Annotated in this window: 15 protein-coding genes; 5 read left to right on the forward strand and 10 right to left on the reverse strand. The window is 61.5% G+C overall.

Translation table 11 applies throughout. The features are described 5' to 3' along the window. Positions 1-9: 9 nt before the first annotated feature. On the reverse strand, positions 10-1,356 hold the full coding sequence (gene algB, locus JKA62_RS23285) for a sigma-54-dependent response regulator transcription factor AlgB (RefSeq protein ID WP_007954049.1): 1,347 nt from the start codon (positions 1,354-1,356) through the stop codon (positions 10-12). 427 nt (positions 1,357-1,783) lie between these two features. On the opposite strand from algB, the gene JKA62_RS23290 reads away from it, so the two are divergent. The 5 genes from JKA62_RS23290 to JKA62_RS23310 all read left to right on the forward strand — a co-directional run bounded on the left by JKA62_RS23290 (position 1,784) and on the right by JKA62_RS23310 (position 6,128). Continuing rightward, entirely contained in the window at positions 1,784-2,068 is a 285-nt protein-coding gene (locus tag JKA62_RS23290; protein WP_201819640.1) for a hypothetical protein, read from the forward strand. Positions 2,069-2,135: 67 nt separating this feature from the next. Then, positions 2,136-2,300 carry a DUF1328 domain-containing protein gene (locus JKA62_RS23295; protein WP_003177151.1) on the forward strand — a complete coding sequence of 55 codons (165 nt, stop codon included), beginning with the start codon at positions 2,136-2,138 and terminating at the stop codon, positions 2,298-2,300. Between the two features lie 2 nt (positions 2,301-2,302). Further along, positions 2,303-2,767: an inhibitor of vertebrate lysozyme family protein gene (locus JKA62_RS23300; RefSeq protein WP_007954053.1), complete on the forward strand. Its 465-nt coding sequence runs from the start codon at positions 2,303-2,305 to the stop codon at positions 2,765-2,767. Positions 2,768-3,464: 697 nt separating this feature from the next. Then, the gene (gene gltP, locus JKA62_RS23305; RefSeq protein ID WP_011331769.1) at positions 3,465-4,796 is read left to right on the forward strand and encodes a glutamate/aspartate:proton symporter GltP; all 1,332 of its coding nucleotides are present in this window, start codon (positions 3,465-3,467) and stop codon (positions 4,794-4,796) included. A 102-nt stretch (positions 4,797-4,898) separates the two neighbouring features. Then, a complete protein-coding gene (locus tag JKA62_RS23310; protein ID WP_011331768.1) occupies positions 4,899-6,128 on the forward strand; it encodes a nucleoside recognition domain-containing protein in 1,230 nt (409 codons plus the stop codon). A gap of 3 nt (positions 6,129-6,131) precedes the next feature. On the opposite strand, the gene JKA62_RS23315 is transcribed toward JKA62_RS23310, so the two are convergent. The 9 genes from JKA62_RS23315 to JKA62_RS23355 all read right to left on the reverse strand — a co-directional run bounded on the left by JKA62_RS23315 (position 6,132) and on the right by JKA62_RS23355 (position 16,309). Continuing rightward, positions 6,132-6,758, reverse strand: coding sequence for an ABC-type transport auxiliary lipoprotein family protein (locus tag JKA62_RS23315; RefSeq protein WP_201819645.1), 627 nt, complete (start codon positions 6,756-6,758; stop codon positions 6,132-6,134). After that, entirely contained in the window at positions 6,755-7,693 is a 939-nt protein-coding gene (locus JKA62_RS23320) for an MlaD family protein (protein WP_011331766.1), read from the reverse strand. Before JKA62_RS23320 ends, JKA62_RS23315 begins: the two co-directional genes overlap by 4 nt. 1 nt (position 7,694) lies before the next feature. Next, positions 7,695-8,498, reverse strand: coding sequence for an ABC transporter ATP-binding protein (locus JKA62_RS23325; protein WP_011331765.1), 804 nt, complete (start codon positions 8,496-8,498; stop codon positions 7,695-7,697). Continuing rightward, positions 8,495-9,643 carry an ABC transporter permease gene (locus tag JKA62_RS23330; RefSeq protein WP_011331764.1) on the reverse strand — a complete coding sequence of 383 codons (1,149 nt, stop codon included), beginning with the start codon at positions 9,641-9,643 and terminating at the stop codon, positions 8,495-8,497. The genes JKA62_RS23325 and JKA62_RS23330 overlap by 4 nt, the downstream gene beginning before the upstream one ends. A gap of 55 nt (positions 9,644-9,698) precedes the next feature. Then, positions 9,699-10,727, reverse strand: coding sequence for a DUF5924 family protein (locus JKA62_RS23335; protein WP_011331763.1), 1,029 nt, complete (start codon positions 10,725-10,727; stop codon positions 9,699-9,701). A gap of 76 nt (positions 10,728-10,803) precedes the next feature. Beyond that, positions 10,804-12,195 carry a M16 family metallopeptidase gene (locus JKA62_RS23340; RefSeq protein ID WP_201819648.1) on the reverse strand — a complete coding sequence of 464 codons (1,392 nt, stop codon included), beginning with the start codon at positions 12,193-12,195 and terminating at the stop codon, positions 10,804-10,806. A 94-nt stretch (positions 12,196-12,289) separates the two neighbouring features. Continuing rightward, complete coding sequence (locus tag JKA62_RS23345) at positions 12,290-13,948, reverse strand: Na/Pi cotransporter family protein (RefSeq protein ID WP_011331761.1); 1,659 nt, start codon at positions 13,946-13,948, stop codon at positions 12,290-12,292. A gap of 214 nt (positions 13,949-14,162) precedes the next feature. Next, on the reverse strand, positions 14,163-14,930 hold the full coding sequence (locus JKA62_RS23350) for a TerC family protein (protein ID WP_011331759.1): 768 nt from the start codon (positions 14,928-14,930) through the stop codon (positions 14,163-14,165). A 71-nt stretch (positions 14,931-15,001) separates the two neighbouring features. Continuing rightward, entirely contained in the window at positions 15,002-16,309 is a 1,308-nt protein-coding gene (locus JKA62_RS23355; protein ID WP_007954069.1) for a CitMHS family transporter, read from the reverse strand. Positions 16,310-16,479 lie beyond the last annotated feature (170 nt).

The raw sequence follows: 16,479 nt of genomic DNA on the forward strand, positions 1-16,479 counted from the left end.
GGCGGATGCTCACAGGTTGTACTGCTTGCGCTTGCGATACAGGGTCGAGGCGTCGATCCCCAGAGTCTTGGCAGCCTGATCGAGGGTCCCGGCGGTCGCCAGTACTGCGCCGATGTGAGCCTTTTCCAGCTCGTCGAGGCTCAGCGCGGCGCCGACCCGTGGCGCGTTGTTGGCCGGTTGCTCGGCCATGCCGAGGTGGCTGATTTCCACGCGCTCCTGCGGGCAGATGATGCTCGCCCGCTCGACCACGTTGCGCAGCTCACGGATGTTGCCGGGCCAACGGTAGCCCAGCAGTGCTTCGCGAGCCTCGTCGCTGAAGCCCCGTGCCGGACGCGCATACTCCTTCACGAAACGGGCGAGGAAACGGTCGGCCAGGGTCAGGATGTCTTCGGCCCGCTCGCGCAGCGGCGGCAAATGCAGGGTGATGACGTTCAGGCGATAGAGCAGGTCTTCACGGAAACGGCCGTCGCGCACCATGTCCTCAAGATTGAGGTTGGTGGCGGCGAGGATGCGCACATCGGCGCGGCGGGTGACCGGATCCCCTACCCGCTCATATTCCTTGTCCTGAATGAACCGCAGCAACTTGGGTTGCAATGTCAGCGGAAAATCGCCGATCTCGTCGAGAAACAGCGTACCGCCATCGGCCTGATTGACCCGACCGAGCGTGCTTTCGCTGGCCCCGGTGAAGGCGCCACGACTGTGACCAAACAGCTCGCTCTCCATTAATTCGGCGGTCAGTGACGGGCAATTGATGGTCACACAGGATTTCTTCTCGCGCTTGCTCCAGCCGTGAATCGCCCGGGCCAGCTCACCTTTACCGGTGCCGGACTCGCCGAGGATCAGGATGTTGGCGTCGGTGCCCGCCACTTGCCGCGCGGTTTCCAGTACGACTTTCATCGCCGGGCTGTGGGAATCGAGGCCGTCCTTGGGTTTGCGGATCTCGCCTTCGAGGGCTTCCAGACGCGCCGACAGCTGGCGCACTTCAAGCTGCTTGGCGGTCGCCAGGCGCAATTGATCCGGGCTGCACGGTTTGACCAGATAATCGGCAGCGCCGGCCTGAATCGCGTCTACCGCGGTATCGACGGCCGAATGGGCGGTAACGATGACCACCCGCATCCACGGCGCCTGAATGCGCATCTGCGCGAGTACATCGAGGCCGTTGTCTTCACCCAGGCGTAAATCAAGGAAGCACAGGTCGAACACCTGGCGTTGCAGCAGCGCGTCAGCCTGAGCCGCACTGTTGGCGGTGGCGACGGTATAACCTTCGTCTTCGAGGCAATAACGAAAGGTTCGCAGGATGGCGGATTCATCGTCCACCAGCAGAATGCGGCCTTGGTGCTCAGTGGCTGATTCCATTTTTCCTACGCTCCATAAGTGAATGTCTTGGGTTAGTCCCGGAAAAATCGGGCAAGTTGCATGGTTGATTCTGATCGATTCCAGTCATAGCAGGGTAGCTCTCTCCTGCCCTAACGGCTAATCCACTGATTTCATTAGTTTTTTACACATCGCACAGTTTCAGGTCGGTTTCCTGCCTACTTTTCTGACATCCGTACCCTGTCCTCAATTCAAAAATAATGATTTCTCCTACGAAATAATCGTGCATTACGCACGACCCTATGCGGACCATCGTGCAGGATGCGTCGTCAGGAATTTTCATACCGTTTGTAACTAGCTGATTTTATTGGTTTTTTTCAAACAAAAAAGCTGGCACGCAGGCTGCAATACCTCTTTCAGCCCGGGCAGATATGCACTGCCCCAATCGAACAAGAGTGAGGAACCCAGGATGACTCGCCCACGTGCCGCCCAAATGCGTATCTCGCCACTGCACTTGCAGCAGGCCCTGTTTGGCGCACTTGCGCTGCTGATCACTTTGATCGCCTGCCAGCAATACCTGCGCTGGGAGCACAGTCAGCAACCTGAGCCTTTGATCTCGATGGAACACGCGACGCAGACGCACTTCAGCGCCGTCAGCAGCAGCCAGGCCGACAACGGCGCGATGCGCATGATGGACGTCGACCAGCCACAGCCACTGGGCGACATGCCCCGCGAAGAACGCTGGGTTTTCTGATCAACGAATCTGGGCGCCCCCGCGCCGAGACCGGCAACATCCCTAAATAGAAGCAAGGAGAATCACCATGTTGAGCTGGGCAATCACATTCCTGATCATTGCCATCATCGCTGCAGTACTGGGCTTCGGTGGTATCGCGGGCACCGCCACGGGTATCGCCAAGATTCTCTTTGTCGTGTTCCTGGTGATGTTCATCGCTTCCTTCTTCTTTGGCCGTCGCGGTCGAGGTTGAACATGAAGGGTTTAAAGACATTGGCAGCCGCCCTGCTCCTGGGCGGTAGTGCCATGGCGATGGCGGCCAATGACGGCCAGGCGCGGGTCAACGAACTGCTGAGTTCCGACCCGCAATACAGGGAAACCTGGGAAGGCGTGGTGAAGAAGGAAGAACGCCTGCCGGAATGGGTAATGAACCTCTCCGGCGCGCCGGACCAACAGATGAATGCCGTGACTGAAGATGGCGATCAGTATCTGGTGGGGCCGCTCTGCGAATCGCAGGACAAATGCCTCAACCACCGTCTGATCGTCGCCTTCAGCTTCGACAAGAAACATGCTTACGCCATGTTGGTCGATGTGCCCGAAGGACTGCCGGCCGACAAGTCGCCAACGCGACATGCCACCTACCGCTTCCTCGGCAAGCCCGACCAGGGCATGCAGGATCTGTTGATGGAAACGCTGAAGAAAGATCCGAACTGGTATTGAACACGAGGGCAGCCGAAAAGCTGTCCTCCATTGCGTCGGCCCGAGGAAGGCCGGTGCATGACCAGGGGGCCGGGACGTTCTGACTGTTGCAGGGTCGGAGTGACCTACGGGTACAGGGAGTGCCTGCGATGAGGGCCGGGTCAGGGTAAAAGCTGCGACGCAAGTCCGCCAACCGAAGCGGCTCGACGGACTTGCGCTGAGCTTTCAACGTGACAAAACGTTGATCCAGAGCGTTCTGGTCTTCATTTTTATCGCCCACACTGCGTGCGAAAGCATTTCGCGGTGTTTCCTGGCGACCGTATATCGAGAAAGAGTCGATCCACCAAGTCGGACATTTAGTTTCCGTACGTAGGCTTTTTCCTAAATTTTTCGTCGAAATCACTCGTTCAAAAAATAACCAACCTACGCTGTAATGGCCGGTTCACGGCACTTATGCCTGCCGAAATGTCGTATTCGAACCGGTTGGGACGCCAGTTTCATTTAAAAAAGCTCATGCCGATTCGGCATAGGGTAGGCGTTTACGGCATTAGACGGCGCAACCTTGCATCGGAATAGTTGCGCCTTTTTTCGCCTGCCGGAGAGCCGTAAACACGCGCTTCGGGGCACCTTATACGGAGGCAGATGCACAGACTTTTCCGCTGATGAGCGTTCCAGTTCCTGCATGTGCCTGAGTCAAACGCAAGTAAGGGTAAAGATAATGAAGAAGGCAAAGCTTAGCCTCGCCTGGCAGATCCTCATCGGTCTGGTATTGGGAATTGCAATCGGTGCGTTGCTCAACCATTTCAGTGCCGAGAAGGCCTGGTGGATCAGCAACGTCCTGCAACCGGCAGGCGATATCTTTATCCGTCTGATCAAGATGATCGTGATCCCGATCGTCATCTCTTCCCTGATCGTCGGCATTGCCGGCGTGGGCGACGCCAAGAAGCTCGGGCGCATCGGCCTGAAGACCATCATCTACTTCGAAATCGTCACCACCATCGCCATTGTTGTCGGCCTGCTGCTGGCCAACCTGTTCCACCCGGGTGCCGGCATCGACATGAGCACCCTGGGCACTGTGGATATCTCCAAGTACCAGGCGACCGCCGCCGAAGTGCAGCATGAACACGCGTTCATCGAGACCATCCTCAACCTGATCCCGTCGAACATCTTCGCGGCCATGGCCCGCGGCGAGATGCTGCCGATCATCTTCTTCTCCGTACTGTTCGGTCTCGGTCTGTCGAGCCTGCAGTCGGACCTGCGCGAGCCGCTGGTAAAGATGTTCCAGGGCGTCTCGGAAAGCATGTTCAAAGTCACCCACATGATCATGAACTACGCCCCGATCGGCGTATTCGCCCTGATCGCGGTGACCGTGGCCAACTTCGGTTTCGCCTCACTGCTGCCGCTGGCCAAACTGGTAATCCTGGTTTACGTCGCCATCGCCTTCTTCGCCTTCGTGATTCTCGGCCTGATCGCCAAGATGTTCGGTTTCTCGGTGATCAAGCTGATGCGCATCTTCAAGGATGAGTTGGTGCTGGCTTACTCCACCGCTTCCTCGGAAACCGTGCTGCCACGGGTGATCGAGAAGATGGAAGCCTACGGCGCACCGAAAGCCATCTGCAGTTTCGTAGTGCCGACCGGCTACTCGTTCAACCTCGACGGCTCGACCCTGTACCAGTCCATCGCGGCGATTTTCATTGCCCAGCTGTACGGCATCGACCTGTCGATCAGCCAGCAACTGCTGCTGGTCCTGACCCTGATGGTTACCTCCAAAGGCATCGCCGGCGTACCGGGCGTGTCCTTCGTGGTGCTGCTGGCCACCCTGGGCAGCGTGGGTATTCCGCTGGAAGGCCTGGCCTTCATCGCCGGTGTCGACCGTGTGATGGACATGGCGCGGACCGCCCTGAACGTGATCGGCAACGCCCTCGCCGTACTGGTCATCGCCCGTTGGGAAGGCATGTACGACGACGCCAAGGGCCAGCGCTACTGGAACTCGCTGCCGCATTGGCGCAGCAAGGAAAAACTGCCGGCCGGTGACGTTTCGAAAAACTGATCCCGCCCGCAAGGCACCCTGACAAACCCCGGAGAAATCCGGGGTTTGTCGTTTCTGGCGACCCCGCTATCATTCGCCGCATCTTCCGGGGGGATTTGACTGATGCTTAATGGCCTGTGGCTTGGCTTCTTCGTCGTGGCAGCCGTTTCGGCGCTGGGGCAATGGCTGATCGGCGGCAACGCCGGGATCTTCGCGGCGATGGTGGAAAGCATTTTTGCCATGGCCAAGCTGTCGGTCGAAGTCATGGTGCTGCTGTTCGGCACGCTGACCCTGTGGCTGGGCTTCCTGCGCATCGCCGAGAAGGCCGGAATCGTCGAGTGGCTGGCCAAAGTGCTCGGGCCACTGTTCCTGCGCCTGATGCCGGAAGTTCCAGCCGGACATCCCGCGCTGGGTCTGATCACCCTGAACTTCGCCGCCAACGGCCTGGGCCTGGACAATGCCGCCACGCCGATCGGCCTCAAAGCCATGAAGGCGCTGCAGGAGCTCAATCCCAGCTCGACCATCGCCAGCAATGCGCAAATCCTGTTCCTGGTGCTCAACGCGTCTTCCCTGACCCTGCTGCCGGTGACGATCTTTATGTACCGCGCCCAACAAGGCGCGCCGGACCCGACGCTGGTGTTCCTGCCGATCCTGCTGGCGACCAGTTGCTCGACCATCGTCGGCTTCCTGTCGGTGGCGTTCATGCAGCGCCTGCGGGTCTGGGACCCGGTGGTGCTGGCTTATCTGATTCCCGGCGCGCTGATCCTCGGCGGCTTCATGGCGTTGCTCGCGACGATGTCGGCCACTGCACTGGCGGGGCTGTCGTCGATCCTCGGCAACCTGACGCTGTTCGGCCTGATCATGCTGTTCCTGGTGATCGGCGCGTTGCGCAAAGTGAAGGTCTACGAGGCCTTCGTCGAAGGTGCGAAGGAAGGTTTCGACGTGGCCAAGAACCTGCTGCCGTACCTGGTGGCGATGCTCTGCGCGATCGGCGTATTGCGCGCATCGGGCGCGCTGGACTTCGGCCTCGACGGCATCCGCCATCTGGTGGAGTGGGCAGGGTGGGACACGCGCTTCGTCGATGCGCTGCCGACTGCGATGGTCAAACCGTTCTCCGGCAGCGCCGCCCGGGCGATGCTGATCGAGACGATGAAGACCTCGGGCGTGGACAGCTTCCCGGCGCTGGTGGCCGCAACGATCCAGGGCAGCACCGAAACCACGTTCTACGTATTGGCGGTGTACTTCGGCGCGGTGGGCATCCAGCGCGCCCGGCATGCCGTCGGTTGCGCGCTGCTGGCCGAACTCGCGGGCGTGCTCGGCGCTATCGGTGTCTGCTACTGGTTCTTCGGTTAAGCCTCAAGGCCGGGCAGGTGGGGCAACCTTCTGCCCTTGCTCCACCGCCCACGCCACGACTTTCGCGGTGAGACGATCACTGGCCTGCCCGAATCCGGCCACCACCGCCGGAACCTTCACATCACTGAGCGGCTGACGCTCTTCAAAGCGGCGACTGGCGAGAATCCGCTGGTCGTAACCGCGCACCAGCAACGCATCGACACGCACCACCACGCTGGCCTGTGTGCCCTGATACTCGGTCTGAAACGCCTGCAGGCTGCCGCCCAGTTCCAGGTCTGCCTGGAAATTGCTGTCGTCGGTGCTCAACAGCGATACCCGGCCATCGCGCTGAAAACCATCGAGCAAGCGGTTACGCACCAGCACCGGCGCCGGATCGCTCCAGCGCGAGGCCTTGTAGCTGCTGATCACATCGCCCTGAGGAATCACCGCGATGCTTGGTCGGTTCAGCGCTTCGCTGGCCTGCAGTTTGTTCAGGCGCAGCGACCAATGCTGAGTCGCCGACGAACCGGCCGAGGCGGGCGCCTGTGCGGCTGGCAAACGGTAGACGTCCAGCGGTTCGGACTTGGGCAGGATCGAGCATGCGCTGATCAACGTGAAGCCGGCTAGGAGGGCGAGGCGAGTCAGCTTCATGGCGTGAACTCCTTGTTCTTGTCACTGCCCAGCAGGTAACCGCTGGGGTTGGCCTCCAGGCGTTGGGAAATGGCGCGCAGCGAGTTCAGGGTTTCGCGCAGTTCGCGGATCGCCGGGGCCAGGCCGTTGAGGCCCTGCATGCCGCTGTCGAGGGAATTCTGATTCTTGCTGAGCAGGCCGTTGATGGTGACGCTGCTTTGCTCCAGGGATTTCATCGCCTGTTCGGCACTGCCGAGCGCCTGTTTGCCCTGATCGTTGAGCAGGCCGTTGGCGTTGCGCATCAACGCGGACGTCTGTTCAAGCATGTTGCCCGCCTGTTTGCCGACCGTCGCCAGTTGCTGCATGGCCTGACGCAGGTCGCCGCGCTGATCGTTGATCGAGCCAGTGGTCTGCTCCAGATGCTCGAGGGTCTTGCTCACGCGCTCGATGTTGTCGGCAGAGAACATCTGATTGGCATTACTGAGCAACGTCGTGACCCCGCTCATCAAATCGTTGCTGTCGCTGAGCAGCCGCGAAATGGGCGAAGGCGAGGCGACGATGGTCGGCAGGTTGCCGTCATGGCCCTTGAGTTTCGAGCTTTGCGGCGTGCCCCCGCTGAGCTGGATGATCGAGGTGCCGGTGATCCCGGCCAAGGCCAGTTTGGCCTCGGTGTCTTCCTTGACCGGCGTGTCGCCAGCCAGGCGAATCCGTGCCAGCACTCGACGCGGGTCCTTCGGGTCGAGGCGCAGGCTGACCACGTCGCCGACCTTGATCCCGCTGTACTGCACCGGACTGCCCCGGGACAGACCGCTGACCGCCTCGTTGAACACGACTTCGTAATCCTTGAACTCGGTATCGACACTGGACTTGGCCAGCCACAGACCGAAGAGCAGGGCGCCTGCCACCACAATCACCGTGAACAGGCCGATCAATACATGATGGGCTCGGGTTTCCATGTCAGACCTCGTTGAGCTGTGTGGCGGCGTCCAGCGCCGAGCGGCCGCGAGGGCCGTGGAAGTATTCGTGAATCCACGCGTCGTCGGTTTCCGAGACCACGTCGATGGGGCCCGCCACCAGCACTTTCTTCTGCGCCAGTACCGCGACGCGGTCGGTGATGGTGTAGAGCGTGTCGAGGTCGTGGGTCACCAGAAACACGCTCAGGCCCAGCGCGTCGCGCAGGGTCAGGATCAATTGGTCGAACTGCGCCGCGCCAATCGGATCGAGGCCGGCGGTGGGTTCGTCGAGAAACAGGATGTCCGGATCCAGCGCCAGCGCCCGGGCCAGCGCCGCGCGCTTGATCATGCCGCCGGACAGTGAGGCCGGGTACTTGTCCGCCGCCGACAGCGGCAGCCCGGCCAGCGCCAGCTTCACTGCCGCCAGATGTTCGGCGTCGTCGCGGCTCAGCCCGGCGTGTTCGATGAGGGGCAGGGCGACGTTCTCGGTGACGGTCAGCGACGAGAACAGCGCGCCCTTCTGGAACAGCACACCGAAGCGCCGCTCGATCAGCGAACGCTCATGCTCCGGCAGGCTCGGCAGGTTCTGGCCGAACACCTTGACCATGCCTTCGCTGGGCCGGCGCAGGCCGACGATGCTGCGCAGCAGCACCGACTTGCCGCTGCCGGAACCGCCGACCACGGCCAGGATCTCGCCTTTGTACAAGTCGAGGTCGAGGTTCTCGTGCACGCTCTGGTGGCCGAAGCGATTGCACAGGCCACGAACTTCGATCACCGCCTCGGAGGGCGTGCGGGGTAGACGACTCACCAGCCCATCTCCATGAAAAACAGCGCGGCGACCGCATCGAGCACGATCACCACGAAAATCGATTGCACCACGCTTGAGGTGGTGTGGGCGCCGACCGATTCGGCGCTGCCGCTGACCTTGAAGCCTTCCAGACAGCCGATGGCGGCGATCAGGAACGCAAAGATCGGGGCTTTGACCAGGCCCACCAGGAAATGTTGAATCCCTATGTCGCTTTGCAGCAGCGACAGGAACATCGCCGGCGAGATATCCAGCGACACCGCGCAGACCACCGCGCCGCCGACGATCCCGCAGATCATCGCCAGAAACGTCAGCATCGGCAGCGCCACCAGCAGCGCCAACACCCGCGGTACCACCAGCAATTCCATGGGGTCGAGGCCGAGGGTACGAATCGCGTCTATTTCCTCGTTGGCCTTCATCGAGCCGATCTGCGCGGTGAAGGCACTGGCGGTGCGGCCGGCCATCAGAATCGCCGTGAGCAGCACGCCGAACTCGCGCAGGAAGGCGAAGCCGACCAGATCCACGGTGAACACGCTGGCGCCGAAACTGGCCAGCACCGTCGCCCCGAGGAATGCCACCACGGCCCCCACCAGAAAGGTCAGCAACGCCACGATGGGCGCGGCGTCGAGGCCGGTCTGTTCGATGTGCGCAATCATCGGCGTGATCCGCCAGCGCTTGGGCCGGAACAGGCTGCGGGCGATGGTTTCGAGGATCAGGCCGACGAAGCCGAGCAACTGCAGGGTGTCCTGCCAGACCGTATCGACGGCCCGGCCGATGCGCGTCAGCAGTTGCACGCTGACGCTGATTTCCGGTTCCTTGATCGGCACGCAGAAGTCGGTCAGCGAGCGATACACGGTTTGCAGCAAGGCGCGGTCGGCGCTGGAAATCGTGCAGTCGGGGTGTTCGGCGGACTTGCCCAGCCGCTCGGAGCCGAGCAGTTCCACCAGCAACGACGCGCCGGCGGTGTCGAGGGCGCCGAGGCCGTTTAGATCGATCGGGGTGTTGGCGTCGTACTGGCCGTTGAGCGTTTCGCTCAGTTGCTTGAGCTCGGCGTAATGGGCAAGCGTCCAGTCCCCGGTCACCCGCAGGCGGGCAGGGGTGATCGAGGTGTCCAGGCGGGCACTGCCGGTCGTTGGGCTGCTGGTCATAAGCTCCGTGCTTGTTCGGCTTTTGAGACGAACCTACGTAATAGCACGAACCCGGTTACTTTTCTTTGGTCGGTGTGCTGTCCGTGACCTCGAAGCGCAGCACGCCGATCACCTGTCCGTCCTCGGTCAACACCCGCACCTGCCACTTGCCCGCCGGGTTGCCGGGGAAGTTCTGCTTGTGGGTCCAGGCCCGGTAGCCTTCCTTGCGCCCGCCGTGAATGTCGAGGGCGATGCGGTCGACCTCTTTGCCGTTGAACTGCCAGACGTGATAAATCCGCTCGTCGAGCCCGCGCGGCGCGTTGATCGCGGTGTAGGCGTAGAGCCCGCCACCACGGATCTGCTCGGCGCTGACTTCCTTGAGGCTGGCGCCCGGAACCCGGTCCTGCACCTGAGTGCTGATCGCCACGTCGGTCATCCATAGCGTCGCCGGCGGCACCCACGAACGCAGGACCCAGCCCACGCCACCGATGCCGACCGTGATACACAGGATCGCCAAGGCATTGCGTACGGTGCGGATCGGGAAGATCGACGCCAGGCTCGGGAACGACAGCAGCACCGCAATCCCCAGTGCCCATTTGAAGCTCTGCGAGGTGGTCAGGTGCATGATCACCGGCAGCGCCGTGAGCAGGGCGGCGAACAGGGTCAGGGTATGCAGCGCGAGGAACGCCCAGCGCCGTGGCGCCAGCCACTTGTAGTAGAGCGGGTCGACGATCGAGATCAGCGCCGCGATGCACAACAGCCCGGTGAAAAACAGCTGGCCGCTGTTCCAGGTGGTGGTGATGAAGAAGAACGGCAGGACGAAAAACAGGCTTTCCTGGTGGATCATCTGCGTCGCGTAACGCAGCAGCGGCTGGGGGATTTCCCGTTTGAAGATCCTTGTGAACAGCCTGGTCAGGCTGTTTTCCAGCATCAGCCAGATCCAGCTCAGCAGCATGATCGTGGTGATCCAGCTCGCCAGGCCCTGTTGCCGGTCGACCAGAATGAAGCTGCCGACCCCGGAGATGAAACCACCGAGCGCAATGACCCCGGGGTAGCGCTTCATCAGTTCGAGAATGCGCTGGATCAGGAGGGTCAATTTAGACATGGGGGTGGTTCACGACTGGATAGGAAAAAAACCTCGACAGAGTACCGCCCGCCGGGCCCCGTGGCGAGGCTGCCGGTCATTCCGGATCCACGGAATTGCGCCGATGCAGGTGCCAGCCGAGCAGAATCAGCACCAGCACGCCCAATCCGCCCGCCAGCAGCCACAACACTTGATCGTCGCTGAGCAGCGGTTTCTCGATCCGCAGATAACCCGGTTGCAGCAACAACTCGCGCATGGCCTTGTTCGCCGCCTCCAGCGTCACGCCTTGCAGCTCCCGCGCAGGATCGGCAAAGCGGCCATCCTCGTAGTCGCCCAGCGCGCTCCAGTAGTAATCGGCCAATGCACTGGTGCCTTGCACGGCCCAGGCCTGATGGGCGATGGCGGCTTGTTTCAAGCGATTGAAGGTGTCGGCGTCGAGGCCGTTTTTCAGCAGGCCGGCCTTGAGGTCTTCCAGCACTTGTTCGGCTTCGGCGATGTCACCGCGATCCAGATCGGCGTTGAGGCTCATGAAGCCGACACCGCCGAACACTTCGCGCTCGGCCCACGGCCCGTAGGACAAACCGTGGTTCAGGCGCAATTGGCGGTACAGCGCCCACTCCAGGTATTCCTTGAGCAGGTCGAAGGTTTCATCGTACTGATCGTCCAGCACCGGCTCCGGCACCAGCCAGTGCAGCTTGGCGCTGTTGCCGATGAAGCCGCGAGTGATCGTGCGTTCGTGGGCGGCGCTGGCGCGGATGTCAGGCAATGGACGGTGCTCGCTCGGCTCGACCGCTTCGAGCGCGCCCCACGCCCGTTCCAGATAGGCCGGCAGCAGTTTGTCGAGGTCACCGACGACGATCAGGGTCATGTTGTTCGGCGCGTACCAGGCCTTGCGCACCTTATCCAGCTGCTCGCGGGTCAGGCCATCGACTTCGGCCCGCTGCGGGCATTTCAGGCCCAGCTCGACCGCCAGTTGATTGCTTGCAGTGTGGCCCAGGTCCTGCCGGTCGAGGAAGCGCTGCAGGCGGGTGTAGTGACCACCGTCCTCGCGCTCGACCACCCGCTTGGCGGCGTTGATCGCGTTGTCGTCGAAGCGGGTCTGGGTCAGCAGTGCCAGCAGCAGGTCGAGGACCTTGCGCTGGTTTTTCGCAGGGGCTTCGATGACGAACGTGGTATCGGCGTTGCTGGTGAAAGCGTTCCAGTCACCGCCGAGGGCCTGCATGCGTTCTTCGAGGCCACCTTCGCCGGTGGCGTCGATGCCGCTGAACAGCAAGTGTTCGAGCAGGTGCGGCAGCTCCTTTTCATTGCAGTCGAAATCGTCGAGACCGACACCGATCACCAGCCGGATCGCCACGTGCCCACGCTCGGTGCCGGGCTTGAGCAGCAATTGCAAACCGTTGGGCAGCGCATAGCCTTCGACCTGAAAACGATCCAGGGCGAAGGCGGGCAGGGAACCGAGCAGCAGACAGGCGAACAACAGGCAACGCATAACGAGCTTCCATACGGCTGAATTGGAGATCCGTGTCGTCAGTCCGGCCGCGAGGCCAAACCTTGAGTTACTGACTGACCGCAACCCCAGACGTTCAAGGCGAATGCGTGATGTCCGCCATATCGTCCGCCGCCAGCGCGCCGGTATCGGAAGTTTCCAGCACCACATAGGCGCTGCTGCAGAACAGCGAGTTCAGGCGTTTCATGTCGGCAATCAACTCCAGGTGCAACGAACTGGTCTCGATACTCTGCACGATCTTGCGTTGCAACCGGCTGACATGGGCGTGGGCCAGACGTCGTTCCTGTGCGCGAAAGCGCCGTTTCTCGCGCAGCAACTGGCGGGCGCTCTCCTTGTCGCCGCTGAGGAACACCGACAGCCCGAGCCGCAGGTTGGCGATCAATTGCTGGTGCAGGCCGGCCAATTCTTCCAGCCCGTCTTCGGAAAACGACCGGCGTTGCGAAGTCTTCTGCTGCTGCACCTTGCGCAGCATGCGTTCGATCAGGTCGCTGGCGAGTTTAAGGTTGATCGCCAGCTCGATAATTTCCGCCCAGCGCCGACTGTCCTGTTCGCCGAGATCCTCGCGGGGCATCTGCGCCAGGTACAGCTTGATCGCGCTGTACAGCGCTTCGACATCATCGGTCAGCTTGCGCATTTCCTGGGTGACGGCGGTCTGCTTGCCGCGCAGCACGTCGAGGGTCGCGTCGAGCATGTTGTCGATCAGGTCGCCCATGCGCAGGGTTTCCCGGGCGGCGTTGGCCAGCGCCAGACTCGGCGTGACCAGCGCGGTGGGATCAAGGTGACGGGGCTTGGCGGTGCCATTGACCTCGGGGCGCTCCGGCAGCAGCCAGGCACACAGCCGCGCCATCGGGCCGACGCTCGGGAGCAGGATCAGGCAGCGCGCGGTGTTGTAGAGCAGATGGAAGCCGATGACCATTTCCTGGGGGCTGAAATCCAGGCTGTCGATCCAGTGCACCAGCGGGTCGAGCACCGGAATGATCAGCAGCAGCCCGATCAGTTTGTACAGCAGGCTGCCCAGCGCCACCTGCCGGCCGGCGGCGTTCTGCATGCTGGTGCTCATGAACGCCAGCACGCCGCTGCCGATGTTGGCACCAATCACCAGACCGATCGCCACCGGCAGACTGATCACCGCAGCGCCGGCGAGCGTGGCGGTCAGCAGCACGGCCGCCAGACTGGAGTAGGAAATCATCGCGAACAGCGCGCCCACCAGAGCGTCGAGCAGGATATCGCCAGTCAGCGACGCGAAAATCACCTTCACCCCTTGGGCATGGGTGATCGGCGCAGCGGCCTCGACGATCAATTGCAGCGCCAGAATGATCAGCCCAAGCCCAATGGACACGCGGCCCATCTGCCCGAGCCGGGTCTGTTTGCGCGACAGAAAGAAAATCACCCCGATAAAAATCAGCAGCGGCGACAGCCACGACAGGTCGAACGTCAGCACCCGCGCCATCAGCGCCGTACCGACATCGGCACCGAGCATGGTCGCCAGGGCCGGGGTCAACGCCATCAGGCCCTGACCGACAAAGGACGTCACGAGCATGGCGGTGGCGTTGCTGCTCTGCACCATCGCAGTGACAACGATGCCGGCGACAAAGGCCAGCCAGCGCCTGGACATGTTCTGGCCGATCACGTGGCGCAGATTGGTGCCGTACACCCGCAGGATGCCGGTACGAACGATGTGCGTGCCCCAGATCAGCAGGGCCACGGCAGACAGCAAATTGAGCAGGGTGAGCATGCAGACCCCCTGTAATGGCAGCGCCCCAGAGGGGCAAGTTGACGGTACCGCGCAATTTCTACGTTCTGATACTTAAGCTGTAGTTGGCTAACGGTCTGGGCGCCAGCATTGCACAGCTAAAGCGGGGATTGAAACAAAAGTGTCATGAAAACAGGTTCATGCGGCCATGAAAAAAGGGCCCGAAGGCCCTTTGATCATCAGTGCAGCATTCGGGTTACTGACCCGGAATATCCTTGCGCAGTTTCACCGGATCCTGCTGTTTGCGTTTTTTCGCGATGGCGGTGCGCATCTTGATGTTGATCGCCTCGACCGCCAGCGAGAACGCCATGGCGAAGTAGACGTAGCCTTTCGGTACGTGCACGTCGAACGATTCGGCAATCAGCACGGTACCGACCACCAGCAGGAACGACAGCGCGAGCATTTTCAGCGACGGGTGCTTATCGATGAATTCGCTGATCTTGCCCGAGGCCGCCATCATCACCAGCACCGCCACGATGATCGCCGCGACCATCACCGGTACGTGGGACACCATGCCGACGGCGGTGATCACCGAGTCCAGCGAGAACACGATGTCGATGATCGCGATCTGGATGATGGTGTAGAGGAAGTTGCCGCCCTTGCCCGAAGGCTCGTCGTCGCTTTCGTCTTCACCTTCCAGTGCGTGGTACATCTCCTGGGAGCTTTTCCACAGCAGGAACAGGCCACCGAAGAACAGGATCAGGTCGCGGCCGGAAATGCCCTGGCCGAACACTTCGAACAGGTCGGCGGTGAGGCGCATGACCCAGGTGATCGACAGCAGCAACAGGATCCGCGTGATCATGGCCAGGCCAAGACCGAAGATCCGGGTGCGCTGCTGCATGTGTTTGGGCATGCGGCTGACCAGGATCGAAATCATGATGATGTTATCGATGCCCAGAACGATTTCCAGGGCGGTCAGGGTGAAGAAGGCAACCCAAATCTCAGGGTTGGTCAGCCATTCCATGTGTATTCCTTTGAGCGAGTGTTAAACCAGGACGCCAGCAATCAGCTGGCGTCCGGGTGAGTTTGGTGCCGTTACAACGTGCTGAACAGCGGGAAAGTCCCCAACAGCAAGGCTGCGACCAGTATGCACAGGCAGACCAGCACTGCCCACTTCAGGGTGAAACGCTGATGATCGCCGAACTCGATCCCCGCCAGTGCCACCAGCAGGTATGTCGACGGCACCAGGGGGCTCAGCAGGTGAACCGGCTGGCCGACGATCGAAGCGCGGGCCATTTCCACTGCGGTAATGCCGTAATGGCTGGCCGCTTCGGACAACACCGGCAACACACCGTAGTAGAACGCGTCGTTCGACATGAAGAACGTGAACGGCATGCTCACCAGCGCCGTGATCACCGCCAGGTACGGGCCGAGGAAATCAGGGATCACCGCCAGCAGGCTTTTCGACATGGCATCGACCATGCCGGTGCCCGACAGGATACCGGTGAAAATGCCCGCCGCGAAGATCAGACTGACCACCGACAGCACGCTGCCAGCGTGGGCCGCGACGCGATCCTTCTGCATCTGCAGGCAAGGGTAGTTGACGATCATGGCAATACTGAACGCCACCATGAACAGCACCGGCAGCGGCAGCAGGCCGGCGATCAGGGTGCACATCAGGGCCAGAGTCAGCAGGCCGTTGAACCAGATCAGTTTCGGACGACGGGCATCCGGGAATTGCGAGACGCTGATTTCGCTGTGATCGATTTCGTCGCCGATCAGGTGCAGCTCACCCAGACGCGCACGCTCACGTTTGCCGTAGAAGTAGGCAATGATCAGGATCGCTACCACACCGGCAGCCATCGCCGGGATCATCGGTACGAAGATGTCCGACGGGTCCACGTGCAGCGCACTGGCGGCACGGGCGGTCGGGCCACCCCATGGGGTCATGTTCATCACGCCGCCGGCGAGGATGATCAGACCGGCCATGATCCGCGGGCTCATGCCGATGCGGCTGTACAGCGGCAGCATCGCGGCCACGCAGATCATGTATGTGGTCGCGCCGTCACCATCGAGGGAAACGACGAGCGCCAGTACGGCGGTGCCGACCGAAACTTTCAGCGGGTCGCCCTTGACCAGTTTGAGGATCTTGCGCACGGCCGGGTCGAACAGTCCGGAGTCGATCATCAGGGCGAAATACAGAATCGCGAACATCAGCATCACGCCGGTCGGCGCAAGCTTGGTAATACCTTCGAGCATCATCGGGCCGATCTTCGGCGCGAAACCACCGAACAGGGCGAACAGGATCGGGATGATGATCAGAGCGATCAGCGCAGACAGGCGCTTGGTCATGATCAGGAACATGAACGTGATGACCATGGCGAAGCCAAGGAAAGTCAGCATGGGAATACTCCAGGCGTAGCGCGGCTAGGTAAGTGAGCGGATCGGGCGGGATCAGCGCAGAACGGGAAGCACGAGGCGTACGGGCGGAGTTGCAGCGAAGAGGCGGGTTGCAGAGGACATCAGAATCACCATTGTTGTTGTTAATTGGGCCTGTCGTGCGAGCAATCACA

This window comes from Pseudomonas sp. B7 (genome assembly GCF_016735645.1).
In the GTDB taxonomy this organism is placed as follows: Bacteria; Pseudomonadota; Gammaproteobacteria; order Pseudomonadales; family Pseudomonadaceae; genus Aquipseudomonas; species Aquipseudomonas glycinae.